This window comes from Hymenobacter mellowenesis, from assembly GCF_030581005.1.
Classification (GTDB): Bacteria; Bacteroidota; Bacteroidia; order Cytophagales; family Hymenobacteraceae; genus Hymenobacter; species Hymenobacter mellowenesis.
Genome location: NZ_JAUQSX010000013.1, coordinates 171,935 through 187,254 on the forward strand (window position 1 = coordinate 171,935; position 15,320 = coordinate 187,254).

The following is a 15,320-nucleotide window of genomic DNA, read 5'->3' on the forward strand; positions in this document are numbered from 1 at the left end:
AGGGTGGCGATTACCCCAGCTTCTTGTACCGCACGCGCTTCGGCTCCACGTCGCCCAGGCGCTTGCGCTTGGCTTCCTCATAGTCCGAGAAGTTACCCTCGAACCACACCACCTCCGAGTCGCCCTCGAAGGCCAGGATGTGCGTAGCCAGCCGGTCCAGAAACCACCGGTCGTGGCTGATGATGACGGCGCAGCCGGCGAAGTTTTCCAGCGCGTCTTCTAGGGCCCGGATGGCGTTCACGTCCAGGTCGTTGGTGGGCTCATCGAGCAGCAGTAGGTTGGCGCCTTGCTTCAGCGTCATGGCCAGGTGCACGCGGTTTTTCTCGCCGCCCGAGAGCGTGCCCACCTTCTTCTCCTGGTCGCCGCCGCCGAAGTTGAACTTGCTCACGTAGGCGCGCGAGTTCACCGGGCGGCCGGCCAGCAGCATGGTTTCGGTGCCGCCCGTGATGGTGTCGAACACCGACTTGCTGCCGTCGAGCGTGTCGTGCTGCTGGTCGATATAGGCCGTCTGCACCGTGGGGCCCACCTCAAACGTGCCCGCGTCGGGCTGCAATTGGTCGGTGATGAGGCGGAAGAGCGTGGTTTTGCCCGCGCCGTTCGGCCCGATGATGCCCACGATGCCGCCCTGCGGGAGCGAAAAGCTCAGGTTCTCAAACAGCAGCTTGTCGCCGAACGACTTGGTGATGCCCTCGGCCTCAATCACCTGCGCCCCCAGGCGCGGGCCGTCCGGAATGAACAGCTCCAGTTTCTGCTCCTTGTCCTTGGCTTCTTCGCTGGCCAGCTTGTCGTAGTTGGCCAGGCGGGCCTTGCCCTTGCTCTGGCGGGCTTTGGGTGACATCCGCACCCATTCCAGCTCGCGCTGCAGGGTTTTGGCGCGCTTGCTTTCCTGGTTTTCCTCCTTGGCCAGGCGGTCGGTTTTCTGCTCCAGCCACGATGAATAGTTGCCCTTCCACGGAATGCCCGAGCCGCGGTCCAGCTCCAGAATCCAGCCCGCCACGTTGTCGAGGAAGTACCGGTCGTGCGTCACGGCGATGACCGTGCCCTTGTACTGCTGCAAGTGCTGCTCCAGCCAGTACACGCTTTCGGCGTCGAGGTGGTTGGTGGGTTCGTCGAGCAGCAGCACGTCCGGCTCCTGCAGCAGCAGGCGGCACAGCGCCACGCGGCGTTTCTCGCCGCCCGAGAGATTGCCGATGAGGGCTTCTTCGGGCGGCGTGCGCAGGGCGTCCATGGCGCGCTCCAGCTTGGTGTCGAGGTTCCAGGCGTCGAGCTGGTCCAGCCGCTCCTGCACCTTGCCCTGGCGGTCAAGCAGCTTGTCGAAGTCGGCATCTTCGGCCCCGAAGGCTTCGTTGATTTCGTCGTATTCCTTCAGCAGGGCCACGGTTTCGGCGGCGCCTTCTTCCACCACCTCGCGCACGGTTTTGGTGGGGTCGAGCTGGGGCTCCTGCTCCAGGTAGCCCACCGAATAGCCGGGCGAAAACACCACTTCGCCCTGAAACTGCTTGTCGACGCCGGCAATGATTTTCAGCAGGCTCGACTTACCCGAGCCATTGAGGCCGAGCACGCCGATTTTGGCGCCGTAGAAAAACGAGAGATAGATATTTTTGAGAACTTGCTTCTGGGGTGGGTAAATCTTACTCACGCCGGCCATGCTGAAGATGATGGTCTGGTCGCTCATGGGATTGGGAAGGGGCTAATGGACGAATTTCGGACGCAAAGAACGACAAACCCGGCTTGCGGGCCATGCGCCGGCCGGCGGCATTTGCGCGCCGGTGGCCGGCCGGGCTCAGCCGTTGAGCCGGGGTTTCGGCCACGTTTCCTTGCTGCTACATCTTTTCATCACGTTTTTCACGTAAACTTGTAGTCCCTTCCCGGCCCACGTTCCAGCAGCACCACCCCTTTTTAACCCCTTCTGCCCCCGTATTCCGCCCTCCTGCCCACGAGTTTACACATTAGTATGGAACCAACCGACCACTTGCTGGCCGAAGCCCAGCGCTACGGCTATGTGGAAGCCGACGGCGTGTGGCTGCGCCCCGTGCTTGCCCAGCCCGCCCGCCAGATTGGCCTGGTCAAAGACACCGCCGCCGCCGCCCTGCTGTATTTTGCCCAACGCTTCGAAACCCTGCGGGCTAAAGTTGATGAGTTGCTGGCCAAAATGGACGCCAGCGACAACAAAGGCTCCTTCCTGATGAAGGCCCTGCACCTCAAAGAACAGCTGCTGACCTACGACGGCCTCGGCGACTTTGTGGCGCTGCACCGCCGCCTCACCGACGCCGAAGAAGCCATTGCCGTGACCGTGGCCCAGAACCGCGAGAAAAACCTGGCCACCAAGCTCGGCTTCATTCAGGAAGCCGAAGCCCTGGCCGACACCGTGGAGTGGGTTTCGGCCAGTGAAAAAGTGAAGGACCTGCGCCAGGGCTGGCTCAAAACCGGCCCCGTCGACAGGGCCATGACCGACGAGTTGGAAGGCCGCTTCCAAACCGCCATCCAGGAGTTCTTTGACCGGCGCAAGGCTTTCCAGTCCGACAAGAAGGCCATGACGATGCGGGTGCAAAACCGCTACCGCGACCTCATTCAGCAAGCCGAAAACCTCAAGAATTCCGACCAGTTCGAAACCACTTCCCGCCAGCTCAAGCTGTTGCAGCAGGCTTGGCGCGAAGTAAACGGCACCCTGCCCAAAAAGCAGGCATCGGAACTCTGGACGCGTTTCCGGGCAGCCAACAATCACTTTTTCGAGCGTCTGAAAGCGCACATTGCCACGCAGCAGGCCGCCGGCGCGGGCGCCGCGGCCACGCCCGAGCAGTTGCTGGCCCGCAAGCGTGCTCTCGCCGAGCGCGCCGAAGCCCTGATGGCCGTGCCCCCGCAGGAGGCCATTCATCAGGCCAAAGCCCTGCAGGCCGAATGGAAGCAGGTGGGCACTGTGCGCGGCGAAGAATCGGACCGCATCTGGCAGCGGTTTATGGTGGCTTGCGACAAGATATTCGAGCTCAGTGCCTTGGAATACCACCTGCGCAAGCGCGCGGCCACCGAGGCCCTGCCCACCAGCCCCGCCGAGCGCGCCCGTTTCCGGGCCAGCACCCTGCGCGAATTGCTCAAGGAAGACCACGCCGAACTCGAAACCTTGCGCGACAACTTGGACAAGCTCAGCCCCAGCGCTGCCAACGATGCCTTCCGGCAGATGCTGCAAACCAAAGTCCGGTCCTTCGAGCGCAAAATCCGCACGAAAAACGACCTGATTGAGCTATTCAGCCAACAAGCGCAAGCCGCCGGTTAAAACTTTGGGCCGCGTTTTGCGTTGCCGAAAAGGCCGCTGTTTCAGGCTTGTTTCCTGACCGGAAATTGTTACCTTCGCCCACCCTTTTTTATCCGACTCCCTATGTATTGGACACTCGAACTGGCTTCTTACCTGGAAGATGCCCCCTGGCCCGCCACCAAAGACGAACTGATTGACTTTTCCATCCGCTCGGGTGCGCCCATGGAAGTGGTCGAAAACCTCCAGGCCCTGGAGGACGACGGCCAGCCCTACGAAAACATCGAGGAAGTGTGGCCCGACTACCCCACCAAGGAGGACTTCATGTTCAACGAGGACGAGTATTAATCTAAATGGTGAGTTATGAATTATGAGTTGGCCGGTGATTTATTTCCCAAACAGCTCATAACTCACAATTCACAACTCATAACTCCCGCGCTCAACGCGGAAAATCTGGTTGCGGGCTACCCCGGAAGGGTGTTGGTCCGCAACCTTTTTTTGTGCCTGCCGGGCCCGGCTTTCGTGGCCGTAGTGGGGCATAATGGCAGCGGCAAAACCACCTTGTTTCGGGTGCTCACGGGCCAGTTGCCTTACCAGGGTAGCGTGCAGCTGATGGGGCGCGAAGTGCGCGGGCTGCGCCGGGCCGCCGCCGCAGGCCTGCTGAGCTACCTCCCGCAACGCGGCAGCCTCGATTTTGCCATTGCTGTGCGCGAGCTGGTGGTGATGGGCCGCTACCGCCACCACAGCCTGCTCAGCGCCTACGCTCCGGCCGACTATGCTCTGGCCGATGCCGCGCTAGCCCGTGTGGGAATGGCGCATCTGGCCCTCCGCAACTTTACCCAACTCTCTGGTGGCGAGCAGCAATTGGTATGGCTGGCTCAGCTTAGCCTGCAGGACGCACAAGTGTATCTGCTCGATGAGCCTACCCAGCAGCTCGACGTCTATTACCGCCGCCAGGTGTTCAGCCTCGTGCACGACTGGGCCACCACGCAGGGCAAAACCGTGCTCTGCAGCACCCACGACCTCGACAACCTACCCGAGCTAACGGGCTACCTGCTGAATCTGTCGGAACCCATGCCACAGTTGCGGCCCATCAGTGCGGCCACCGTGCAGGAAGCGCGCCGGTGGCTGGAGCAAGCGCCGGTATTGTATTGAAAAGGAGCGTTATGTCGAGCTTGCCGAGACATGACTTTGCTTTGCTCACCACTCACCGACGCCTCCCCGGCCGGCCGCGCAGCATCTGCAAGATGGAGCGCATAAACGGCCACGGCGTCACCGAGTTCATTACTCGGAAGTTATCGGCCCACGAGGTGGTTTCGTCTAGAAAGCGGAAAATGCGCTCCACCGGGTTGCGCTCGAATAGTTGCCGGAAAATGTCGCGTGTGGTTTCGCCCCGGCGCTTCATGATGTCGAGTAGCAAAGTGTCGAAAAGGTGAAACTGCCACTTGTCGCCGGTGGCATCCTGAGGCGGGTGGCCGGTGCTGGCTAGCGCTGCAACAAGCCGCGCCGAGTGCTGCTGGATGCGCTTGAAGGCATAGCCCGTGCTGGGCTTGGCGCGCCCCCCGCGCGTGCCCAAGTTGATGATGTGCGCCCCGTAGCGGGCAGGCAGCGGGTGGTCCGTCATCGGAATAGCCCCCACTTCTTCGGCCGTAATGCGGTATGTTTTGGCCCCAAGTGTCGTGCTTAAGTATTCGCGTAGGGCCGCTTCGTATTCGGCTTTTGGTAAAACGGTTTCTGAAAATAACGTGTACTCTACCAATGCTTTGCGGGACGTGTAGGGCAGCACGTAGATAAATCGAGCTTCTTGGTGCTGTTCGCCGCGGAAGTCCATAAACTCCATCGTGGACGGGTCGAACACATCCGCGGCGGTTTCGATTTCCCAGCCTACAAAGTGCTGCAATAGGTAACGGTGTTTCGCAGGTTGCTTCAGCTTCACTAAGTCCGGTGGGCGGCTATCGAAGCCGTAGCCAGCCGTGAAATCCCCCGTGGCGGTGGTAGCCCGTACGCCGGCCACCGTATTTTCCAGCCCGGTCACGCTGCCTTGCTCGAAGCGGAATTGCGGATTATCGGCCAGGGCGCGCCGCACAAAGCGGTAGTAATCCAGGCCGTTGATGGTTTTGTAACGGTAGCGCCCCAGGTCGATAACACGCTCGTAGCCGGGGCTGCGGAAGGCAATCTGCCGCCACTCGTGTGCCACAATGCCATCGAAAGCAGTCGGCTCATCGGCCCAGAACGACCAAGTGCGGTCGTTCTGGTTTTTGGCCTCGGGTTCGATGAGCAACACTCTTTTCGTGGCCAAACGCGGCTCCTGGGCAATGTGAAAAGCCAGGCTCAGGCCCGCTGCGCCACCGCCCACAATGAGGTAGTCAAATTCCAAAGTAGGGGAGGCCGTAGCTGATGACATATGACGAAACCCGCCAGGCTGGCGGCAAACGGACGAAGCTAGCCACAAAAAAAGCCGCTTCCGAAGAAGCGGCTTTCCTTTGCAATGGTTTCGAAACCGCACATTATCCACCGAATCCGTGGCTTAGAAGTTCGGCGACAGCAGGTACTTGTGGTAGAAGTCGTCGATGATTTTCACGGCTTCACTGGCGTCGTCCACAATCTGCACCAAGTTCAGGTCTTCGGCCGAAATGTTGTGCTCCTCGTGCAACATCACGTCTTTAATCCACTGAAACAGGCCGTTCCAATAGGCCGAGCCCACCAGAACGATGGGGAAGCGGCTGATTTTTTTGGTCTGAATCAGCGTCATAGCCTCGAACAACTCATCCAGTGTGCCGAAGCCGCCGGGCATGCCCACGAAAGCCTGCGCGTACTTCACAAACATCACCTTGCGCACGAAGAAGTAATCGAAATCGATGCACTTATCCTGGTCAATGTAGATGTTGTGGGTTTGCTCAAAGGGCAATTCAATGTTGAGGCCCACCGACTTACCGCCTTCGGAACGGGCGCCCTTGTTGCCGGCTTCCATGATGCCGGGGCCACCACCCGTGATAACGCCATAGCCATGGCGCACCAGCTTGGCCGCAATCTCTTCGGCCATTTGGTAGTACTGATTGTCGGGCTTGGTGCGGGCCGAGCCGAAGATGCTCACGCAAGGGCCAATTTTGGACATCTTCTCGAAGCCCTCCACAAACTCGGCCATCACCTTGAAAATCTGCCAGCTGTCGGCTATTTTAATCTCGTTCCAGTCCTTGTCCACGAAGGCTTTGCGCAAGCGCTGTTCGTCTTCCAAGGCCATGGCGCTTTCGCCGTTGGCGGACTGGCGCATCTCCGTGATGGAAGTTAGCTTGTCGTCGTTGACGTTGGGTTGCTTGATGGTTTTGCCGCTGCCGGCGTTCAGCATGTCGTCAGCAATTTTGGTTTTGCTGGTTTTGGGTTTTTTCAGCGTAGACATATTATTCAGTTGGGAATTCTTTCAAAAACAAAATCGCCCCGAAATCGGGGCGACCAAAAGTAGGGCGTCAAAGTTATCGAATTGTTAGCAAATAAAAATGCTGCGGGTTTTAAGGACGTAAAACAACCAGAATGGTCATGCTGAGCGCAGCCGAAGCATCTCTACCGCGAGAGCAAACGAATTGCTATTGCGGTAGAGATGCTTCGGCTGCGCTTGGCATGACCGTTCTTTTTCGCCGGTTTTCCTACACCAACTGCCGCAGCGCCATCTCAAACGAGCGCTGGGCAATGCCGGTGGGCTGCGCATTCTCAGCGTGGGTGCGCTCCAGCGCCGCGCCGATGATGCGCGAGGTATCGGCAAAAATGGCTTGGTCGGTGATTTCGGCGCCCGTTTCCATGAGGTAGGCAAACACGCGGGCCATGCCGCAGTTGGCGATGAAATCGGGAATCACAGCCGTGCGCTCGTCGGCAAATACGCCGGTGGGGCCGAAGAAAATTTCGGGGTCGGCAAAAGGAACATTGGCCCCGCAGCTAATCACCTGGAGGCCGCCGGCCAGCAGCTGCTCCACCTGCCCCCGCGCCACGAGGCGCGACGACGCGGCGGGAATAAAGATGTCGGCCCCTACGGACCAGATTTTCTCGTTGATTTCATCGAACGGCAGCAGGTTGCTGTCCGTCAGGGTGTTGCCTTGGCGGGCTAGCAGCAGGGCCCGCACTTCTTCCAGGCCCAGGCCTTCGGTGCTCAGCAGCCCGCCGGCCCGGTCGATGATGCCCACAATGCGGACGCCCTGCCCGGCCAGGTAGTAGGCCGCCGCCGCGCCTACGTTGCCCCAGCCCTGAATGATGGCCCGCTTGCCGCGCAAATCGGTGCCGGCCCAGAGGCGATAGTAGTGGCGCACGGCCTCGGCCACGCCGTAGCCGGTGATGAGGTCGGCAATGGTGTATTTCCGGGCCAGGTCGGGCGAGAAAGTGGCGTCTTCCACCACTTTAATCACACCTTGGCGAAGCTGTCCCAGCTTCTGGATTTTTTGGGGTTCGGTGGCGCGGTAGTGGCCATTCACCACCCCTTCCTGCGGGTGCCAAAGACCATATTCTTCAGTAATAGGGATAACCTCATGTATCTCATCCACGTTAAGGTCCCCACCAGTGCCGTAGTAGTTTTTCAGCAGTGGAATAACGGCCCGGTACCATCGTTCCAGTACGCCGCGCTTGCGCGGGTCCTGTGGGTCGAAATTGATGCCCGATTTTGCTCCGCCAATTGCCGGCCCTGATACCGTGAATTTGACCTCCATTGTTTTTGCCAGGCTTTCCACCTCGCGCTTGTCGAGCCCCTTGCGCATGCGCGTGCCGCCCCCGGCGGCGCCTCCGCGCAGGGAATTGATGACGACCCATCCTTCGGCTTCGGTTTCGGAATCCTGCCACTCGAAGACAATTTCGGGGCGCTTGTTTTCAAATTTTGTGAGGAGGTCGAGCATCGGCTGAATCCAAAAAAACGTCTCTGATAACTGAACCCTAAAGGTACGGGCCCGGCAGTGGTCCGGCCATTACTTCAAATTGTATTTCGAGTAGAAATAAAATCTGTAGATACTTAAATATTATAGGCAAAATACCCGATTCTGCCCCTATTTTGCATAAGTCTTCAGGAACTACCACCGTAGTACAACTGTATTGCACTTATTCTACTCTTCCTTTTTTCCCGTTCACTTTTTATCGACTTCATGAAACCATTGCATTCGCGTGTTGAAGCGCAACAGTTGGACCGTGCCGCGGCTATGCTTAAGGTTCTCTCGCATCCCAAACGACTGGCTATTGTTGACCTGCTGGGCAAAACCAAAGGCAAAGACAGCCAGATGTCCGTTACCGATATCTACCAGGCCCTCGACCTGCCGCAGGCCATTGCCTCGCAGCACCTCATCACCCTCAAAGACCGGGGCGTGCTGAAATCGAGCAAAGTGGGTACCAAGATTTATTACTCCCTGGCAGTGCCGCAGCTGCTCAAGGTAATCGACACTTTGGAGGACTACTCGGGTCGGCTGTAACCTTAGCAGACTAATTTAAGAGGAGGCTGTTTCGGAAGGAGCAGCCTTTTTTATGTGCCCGCCGGCTGGCTGAAGGCCGCGTGCAGGGCCAGCACCTGGGGCAGCAGCGGCTGCACGTCGTCGTTGGTCAGCACGTAGTCGGCCCGCTGCATTTTTTCCTCTTCGCTCATCTGCTTCGCCATAATGGCCTGCACGTCAGCAATGGAGCGGTGCGGGTCGCGCCGCAGTACCCGCGCCTCACGCACGGCCAGCGGCGCAAATACCGTGATAATGCGGTCGAGTTGCTTATAGGAGCCCGCCTCAAAGAGCAACGCGGCTTCCTTCAGCACATAGGCGTGGCCGGCGGCGGCCTGGGCTGCCGCCCAGGTTTCAAAATCGGTGCCTACGTGCGGGTGCACCAAGCCGTTGAGCTGGGCCAGTAGCGCGGGGTTGTTGAACACGGTGCCAGCCAGCACCGAGCGGTTTAGCCGGCCAGCGGCATCGTACGTATCCGGCCCAAAGGCGGCGCTGAGCTGCTGACGCAATTCCGCGCCGTTTTCCATCAGCCAGCGGGCGCGCGAGTCGGCATCGTATATAGGGACGCCCAACGCCTGAAACAAGCGGCTGGCAATGCTTTTGCCCGAGCCAATTCCGCCGGTGATACCGATGCGTAGCATATCAGTTTTTGGATGTTTTGGAAGTCCGGCGTCGCCCACGTACGGATTCAGCGGCCTGAGCCATTTGGTTGATGCGGATGGTGGACACCGACGGCCGCACCCGCGTGGGCGTCACCAAATCTACTTCGGTGCCATCGGTGTCGGCCGTGCCGGGAGGCAAAGCCACTGGGTAAGGGCTGGGCAGGGCGTTTATCAGCGTGGCAGGGCCTCGAAAAGCAGCCACGGCAGGCGTTAAGCGCACTGATTTTTCCATCGCTGAATCGGAAACCAGCACCAGGGGCAGCCGCCGGGTGGCGTAGCGGTCGAAAGTGAGGCGGAGGGTATCGCCGGCCCATTCGTTTACCTGCACGCCTTCTAGGGCGGTTTGCAGGCCGCGGCGCCAAGCTTCGGGCGGCAGGTATCGGGTGCCGGGCAGGGGCACGGGGCGCAGGTCGGCGGGGTGCGTGCCCCAGCCCATGTTGGCCCGTAGCAGGCGCCAGCCCTGGCCCGTGACGGTGACCGGCAGCGCCGCGGGCAGCGGCCGTAGCGGCACGTAACGGGCCGAGTCGTAGTGCCAGGCCAGCGGGCAGCTCACGCGGGTGGTGTAGGTTTTGTTCAGAGCATTCATCTGCCAGAACAAGCCGGCTGCCAGCAGGCAGGCCGTCACGGCGCGGTAGAAGCTGGGTTCCTGGCCCGCAAAAGGCCGCACAAACCAGCGCACGAGCCGGCCGGCCCGGGTCAGCGGCCCAGCCATGACTAGCTGGCGGCGGGCACTTCCGCAGCCGCCGCCGTGGTTTTGCTGCCTACTTCGCGGGCAATGGCCGAGCGGTCGAAGCGCAGCTTTACGCCGCGGTCCACTTCCACCACCACGGTTTCGTCGGTGAGTTCCACCACCAAGCCGTGCAGGCCGCCGATGGTGACGATACGCGAGCCCTTGGCCAGCGACTGGCGGAAGGCTTTCGCGTCGGCGGTGCGCTTCTGCTGCGGGCGCACCATGAAAAAATAAAACACCAGGCCAATGGCGATGGGGATAATTAGCTGGGTCACATCCAGTCCTCCGGCAGCCTGTAAAAGCAAAGTCAACAACATAGCGTTAAGATTAAAAGGATGAATTAGAGGGGCTTTTTATCGCCAGCCGTTAGCACGTTACCTTTGATGAGGATGGTGGTGATGTTGGGCTGGGTGTTGGCCCGCACGGCCACCTGTTTGCTGATGATGCCCTGCTTGCCGTGGCTATCGAACTGCACTTCCATTTTGCCCTCGGCGCCGGGCGCAATGGGCTCTTTGGTCCAGCTGGGCGTGGTGCAGCCGCAGGAGGCCACCGCATCCTCAATCAGCAGCGGCGACTTGCCAGTGTTGGTGAAGGTGAAGGTGTGGCGTACTTTGCTATCGGGTTGAATATCACCGAAGTCAAATTCCGACTCGGCAAATTTCATTACCGGAGCATTGGGGTTCACGGCTTCGTTTTCGCTCACCACATTGGGGTTGTCCACAGTGGGGTTGGCGGCGTCGGAGACTTCGGTGGCGGCGGCGTTCATGCCTTCGGTACCCACTTCGTTCTTGTCGCGGTTGCAGGCGGCCAGCAGAAGCGTGGCGGCCAGGAGAATCTGGTATTTCATAATATGTAGGTTAGCAGTAAGTATTAAGTAGTGAGTAGATAGACTGTTCCATTGGAAATCTAGCCTATCTACTCACTACTTAATACTTACTACTAATGAATTACAGCTTGGCAATAATGCTTTGAGCGAACTGGCTGGTGCTGGCCTGCCCGCCGAGGTCGCCGGTGCATTCGGCTTTGTTCAGTAGGGTGGCTTCCAGGGCTTTGTCGATTTGGTCGGCTTTGGCGTGCTCGCCGAGGTGGTGTAGCATCATCAAGGCCGAGCGGAGCAGGGCGGTGGGGTTGGCTTTGCCTTGGCCGGCAATGTCGGGGGCGGAGCCGTGCACGGCTTCGAAAATGGCCATGTTGTCGCCAATGTTGGCGCCGGCCACCACGCCCAAGCCGCCCACCAAGCCAGCGCAGAGGTCCGACAACAAGTCGCCGAACAGATTGGTGGTTACAATCACGTCGAACTGCTCGGGCTTGCCCACCAGTTGCATACACATATTGTCGATGATTTTATCCTCGAACACAATCTGCGGAAACTCCAGGCTGGCTTCTTTGCAGGCGTTAATCATCAGCGTGCCAGCCATTTTGATGATGTTGGCTTTGTGGGCCAGCGTCACCTTTTTGCGGCCGTGCTTGGCGGCGTAGGCAAAGGCCGCGCGGCATATTTTGCGCGAGCCTTCTACCGTGACGCGGGCAATGGCATCGGCAATGCCGAGGCGCTCGTCCCACAGTTCCAGACCGGAGTACAGACCTTCGGTATTTTCACGGAAGAGCACCAGGTCAATGCCCTCGTAGCGGGTTTGGATGCCGGCCGTGGTTTTGCTGGGGCGTACGTTCTGGTAGAGGTCGTACTTCTGGCGCAGCGTCACGTTGATGCTGCGGAAGCCCTTGCCTACCGGCGTGGTAATCGGGCCTTTGAGGGCCACCTTATTCTTTTCCAATGACTTGAGCAAGGCATTCGGAATCAGCTCGCCCGACTGGTCGAAGGTAGTTTGGCCGGCGTTCTGCTCTTCCCATTGCACGGGGACCTGCGCTGCGGCGAAAATGTCGGTTACCGCTTTCGTGATTTCGGGGCCTATGCCGTCGCCGGGAATAAGGGTTACTACGTGCATCGTACGGGGTAATGAGTGGTTGGGAGTAAGCACAAAGGACGGAATGGATGAATGAGTGAAGACTGAAATTTATCGGTCGTTCCCTCATTCACCCATTCCGTCAAGTACTTAGCAGCCCGAAAAAAATTAAGCGCCCTTGCGGGAATTGATTTGGTTGATGAGCTGGTCGACGTCGCCGAGCAGTTGTTCGGCTTTGGATTTGGCGTCGGAAATCACGCGCTGGCCTTCGCTTTTGGCCGAGGACTGGCCCAAGCCTTCGCGGCTGGTCACCAGGCTGTCGGTGAGGTCGGCCAGCACGGAGCGGTATTTCTCCAGCTGGTAGCTGAGCCAGGAACGGGTTTCGCTGCCGGGTTCGGGGGCGTAGAGCAAGCCAAGGGCCGCGCCGGTGAGCGCGCCGCCTGCGAAGCACAGGATGCCGGTGGTGGTTTTGCTGGCCATGGTCGTCGAGGTTAGGGGAAGAAAGGTGAGAATGTTTTCAGGGCTGCGTACGCAGAAACGCGGCCGTAGATGCAAAAGTGGCTATGTCTGCTTAATGTTGCACGTCATGCAGAGCGCAGTGAAGCATCTTGCGTGCAATAGTAATAATTACTTGTTGCAACGAAGCGAGCGAGATGGTTCGCTTCGCTCTGCATGACGTTTTGCTACGACGTTCTTTTGGCGCCAATGCGCTATCAACAGGCCAGACGATTACTGGTTGTCCAACAGGCCGCGGCCCGATTTGCGAATGTCGCCGCTGGCGGCCAAATCCGTCGCCAGCTTGTCCAGAATGCCGTTAACAAATTGTTTGCTTTTGGGCGTGCTGTAAAGCTTGCTGATTTCAATATACTCGTTGATAGTGACTTTCACCGGAATGCCGCGGAAGAGCTGCATCTCGGTGAGGGCCATTTTCAGGATGATTTTGTCGAGCAGGGCCACGCGCTCCACGTCCCAGTTCTGCACCGAGCCGGCGATGAGCTTCTCCATCTTATCGTCCTCGATGAGCGTCTGCTTGTAGAGCGTTTCGGCAAACTCGCGGTCGTCCTGCCAGTTGGCCGAGAGGTTCATGAGCTCCTGCTTCTCGTCGGCGCCGAAGGGCAGCATCTTGAGCGTCTTCAGCACCAGGTTGCGCACGATGGGTCGGTTTTCCTCCCAGTTCAAATCATCGGCTTCGAGCTGGCGCGGCAGGGCTTCACCCTTGAACACAAAGTCCTTATAGATGTGCCGCAGGATTTCGAGGTCGGTGTCGTAGTCCATTTCGGGCTGGGCGATGTCCTTGCCGGCCAGGTAGGCCTGCACGGTTTCGTCGGCCTTCATCTCGTTCCAGGCGGCGCGCAGGGCTTCCACTTCGGCCGCGCCCTCCCAGGCCAGCTTGCGCCGGATGGTGGTGCCCTGCAACTGCTCGTTGGCCATGAGCTTGGCAATGGCCTTGTTCTGGTGCAGGCGGGTGGCGTCGATGGCGTTTTCGCTGGGGCCCAGGCGGCGGCGCTCCTCACGGCTCTGCTCTTCCTCAATCACGCCCAGCAAGGCGGCGGGCAGGTTGAGTAGGTGCAGGTACTGGTCGTGAATGCTTTCGGCGCCCACCAGCAACTGGCCGGCGTAGAAATCGGCGTCCTTCTTCACCTGGTTCTGGAAGGAGTTGATGGCGTCGGTCACGGCCTTGTCCACGGCCTTGTCGTCCGTTTTCTCGGGCATGGTGCCGGTGCGATACCAGTCGCGCAGCTGGGCTTCGCCCAGCTTGCGCTGGCCTTCCAGCATGCGGCGGTCGGGCGCCTCTTTGGCCGTCAGGTCGGGCTCGAAAGCAGCCGCGATGCGGTCCTGCGCCAGCATTAAATCGGCTCCCACCGCCTGGTGGTAGGAGTAGAGCGACTGCATGACTTTGATACGGAGGAGGCGGCGGTTGAGCATATTGGTCTGGTAATCAGTATTGGTTTCAGTAGTCGAAAAAAGAACGTCATGCTGAGCGCAGCCGAAGCATCTCTACTGCACAAGTAATCAATGCTGTTGCAACGAAGCAATAGAGATGCTTCGGCTGCGCTCAGCATGACGTTCTTTTAATACGTCGACTTCACCCGGCCCACGCTGGCGATGCGCTCCTTGGCCTGCTTGATGGCGGCGGCCTGCGGGTGCGTGCCTTCTTCTTCGGCTTTCGCGAGCACCTGGAGGGTGAAATCGTAAATCTTTTCGGTTTGGGTGAGGGCGCCCTGGCGGCTGGCTCCCGTCACTTCGGAATACACATTGATGAGGCCGCCGGCGTTGATGAGAAAGTCGGGGGCGTATACGATGCCGCGGCGCACGAGCTCGGGGCCGTGCTGGTTTTCCACTTTGAGCTGGTTGTTGGCGCAGCCGGCCACCACCTGGCACTTGAGGCGGGCAATGGTGTCGTCATTCAGCGTGGCACCCAGCGCGCAGGGCGAGTAGATGTCCACGTCCTGGTCGTAGATATCTTCCAGGCCCACGGCTTTGGCGCCGAAGCGGTTGGCGGCGTCGAGGGCGCGGTCTTCGTAGTAGTCGGTCACGATGAGCTTGGCGCCTTCTTTCTGGAGGTGCTCGAGCAAGTAGGTGCCCACGTGGCCCACGCCCTGCACGGCAATGCGCTTGCCGGTGAGGCTTTCGGAGCCAAAGGCTTTTTTGGCGGCGGCTTTCATGCCCATATACACGCCGTAGGCCGTCACGGGCGAGGGGTCGCCGGAGCCGCCCATGCTCTCGGGCAGGCCGGCTACGTGCTTGGTTTCCATGCGGATGTACTCCATGTCCTTGGTGGTCATGTTCACATCTTCGGCCGTGATGTACTTGCCGTTCAGGTTCTGCACGAAGCGGCCAAACTTGCGCAGCAGTGCTTCGGTCTTCAGCGTTTTGGCGTCGCCGATGATGACAGCCTTGCCACCGCCCAGGTTCAGGCCCGAGATGGCCGCTTTGTAGGTCATGCCGCGCGAGAGGCGCAGCACGTCGTTCAGCGCCTCGGCGTCGGAGGCGTAGTGCCACATGCGGGTGCCACCGAGCGCGGGCCCGAGCACGGTGTTGTGGATGCCGATAATGGCCTTGAGGCCCGTCTCGTGGTCGTGGCAGTACACGACTTGCTCGTGCTGGTGCTCCGCAATCTGGCCGAAAATCGACTCAGGGGCGACAATTTTGGTTTCAATCATGGGAATGAATTGAAGGTTGGTGGGAATTGTGGGAATGGATGGTTGGGAACTGTGCGGCGTAACTTTGTTGGGACTTATACCTATACGGAAAAACAAGAACGTCATGCTGAGCGGAGCCGAAGCATCTCTACCTCAATACTAAAAATGAATTAGTTGCGCGGTA

The 15,320-nt window shown here is 59.4% G+C and carries 16 protein-coding genes; 4 read left to right on the plus strand and 12 right to left on the minus strand.

Annotated elements, in window-relative coordinates; genetic code table 11:
• Positions 1-10 precede the first annotated feature (10 nt).
• On the minus strand, positions 11-1,675 hold the full coding sequence (gene ettA / locus Q5H92_RS21510; protein ID WP_305013625.1) for an energy-dependent translational throttle protein EttA: 1,665 nt from the start codon (positions 1,673-1,675) through the stop codon (positions 11-13).
• 279 nt (positions 1,676-1,954) lie between these two features.
• Between ettA and Q5H92_RS21515 the strand changes: the two genes are divergently transcribed.
• From Q5H92_RS21515 to Q5H92_RS21525, 3 genes are all read left to right on the plus strand, one after another.
• Positions 1,955-3,271, plus strand: coding sequence for a DUF349 domain-containing protein (locus Q5H92_RS21515; protein WP_305013626.1), 1,317 nt, complete (start codon positions 1,955-1,957; stop codon positions 3,269-3,271).
• 102 nt (positions 3,272-3,373) lie between these two features.
• A complete protein-coding gene (locus Q5H92_RS21520) occupies positions 3,374-3,595 on the plus strand; it encodes a DUF2795 domain-containing protein (protein ID WP_035561220.1) in 222 nt (73 codons plus the stop codon).
• 129 nt (positions 3,596-3,724) lie between these two features.
• On the plus strand, positions 3,725-4,402 hold the full coding sequence (locus Q5H92_RS21525; protein WP_305013627.1) for an ABC transporter ATP-binding protein: 678 nt from the start codon (positions 3,725-3,727) through the stop codon (positions 4,400-4,402).
• A gap of 52 nt (positions 4,403-4,454) precedes the next feature.
• On the opposite strand, the gene Q5H92_RS21530 is transcribed toward Q5H92_RS21525, so the two are convergent.
• The 3 genes from Q5H92_RS21530 to Q5H92_RS21540 form a co-directional block, all read right to left on the minus strand.
• The gene (locus Q5H92_RS21530) at positions 4,455-5,624 is read right to left on the minus strand and encodes a lycopene cyclase family protein (RefSeq protein ID WP_305013628.1); all 1,170 of its coding nucleotides are present in this window, start codon (positions 5,622-5,624) and stop codon (positions 4,455-4,457) included.
• Between the two features lie 150 nt (positions 5,625-5,774).
• Positions 5,775-6,518, minus strand: a complete 744-nt coding sequence (locus Q5H92_RS21535; protein ID WP_305013660.1) for an LOG family protein — start codon at positions 6,516-6,518, stop codon at positions 5,775-5,777.
• 370 nt (positions 6,519-6,888) lie between these two features.
• Positions 6,889-8,118, minus strand: coding sequence for a Glu/Leu/Phe/Val dehydrogenase dimerization domain-containing protein (locus tag Q5H92_RS21540; protein WP_305013629.1), 1,230 nt, complete (start codon positions 8,116-8,118; stop codon positions 6,889-6,891).
• Positions 8,119-8,415: 297 nt separating this feature from the next.
• Between Q5H92_RS21540 and Q5H92_RS21545 the strand changes: the two genes are divergently transcribed.
• Entirely contained in the window at positions 8,416-8,682 is a 267-nt protein-coding gene (locus tag Q5H92_RS21545) for an ArsR/SmtB family transcription factor (protein ID WP_223827754.1), read from the plus strand.
• Positions 8,683-8,732: 50 nt separating this feature from the next.
• Here the strand turns inward: Q5H92_RS21545 and coaE are convergent, their stop codons facing one another.
• The 8 genes from coaE to Q5H92_RS21585 form a co-directional block, all read right to left on the minus strand.
• Positions 8,733-9,338 (minus strand): dephospho-CoA kinase, encoded by a 606-nt coding sequence (coaE, locus tag Q5H92_RS21550; RefSeq protein WP_305013630.1) that lies wholly within the window; start codon positions 9,336-9,338, stop codon positions 8,733-8,735.
• Between the two features lies 1 nt (position 9,339).
• Positions 9,340-10,071 (minus strand): YbbR-like domain-containing protein, encoded by a 732-nt coding sequence (locus Q5H92_RS21555; protein ID WP_305013631.1) that lies wholly within the window; start codon positions 10,069-10,071, stop codon positions 9,340-9,342.
• A 2-nt stretch (positions 10,072-10,073) separates the two neighbouring features.
• Entirely contained in the window at positions 10,074-10,406 is a 333-nt protein-coding gene (gene yajC, locus Q5H92_RS21560; protein ID WP_369811172.1) for a preprotein translocase subunit YajC, read from the minus strand.
• 23 nt (positions 10,407-10,429) lie between these two features.
• Positions 10,430-10,936, minus strand: coding sequence for a DUF1573 domain-containing protein (locus tag Q5H92_RS21565; protein ID WP_305013632.1), 507 nt, complete (start codon positions 10,934-10,936; stop codon positions 10,430-10,432).
• Positions 10,937-11,036: 100 nt separating this feature from the next.
• Positions 11,037-12,035: an isocitrate/isopropylmalate dehydrogenase family protein gene (locus Q5H92_RS21570; protein WP_305013633.1), complete on the minus strand. Its 999-nt coding sequence runs from the start codon at positions 12,033-12,035 to the stop codon at positions 11,037-11,039.
• A gap of 126 nt (positions 12,036-12,161) precedes the next feature.
• Entirely contained in the window at positions 12,162-12,473 is a 312-nt protein-coding gene (locus Q5H92_RS21575) for a YtxH domain-containing protein (RefSeq protein WP_196287239.1), read from the minus strand.
• A gap of 249 nt (positions 12,474-12,722) precedes the next feature.
• Positions 12,723-13,919, minus strand: coding sequence for a transcription antitermination factor NusB (gene nusB, locus Q5H92_RS21580; RefSeq protein WP_305013634.1), 1,197 nt, complete (start codon positions 13,917-13,919; stop codon positions 12,723-12,725).
• A gap of 146 nt (positions 13,920-14,065) precedes the next feature.
• Positions 14,066-15,157 (minus strand): Glu/Leu/Phe/Val dehydrogenase dimerization domain-containing protein, encoded by a 1,092-nt coding sequence (locus Q5H92_RS21585; RefSeq protein WP_305013635.1) that lies wholly within the window; start codon positions 15,155-15,157, stop codon positions 14,066-14,068.
• Between the last annotated feature and the right edge of the window lie 163 nt (positions 15,158-15,320).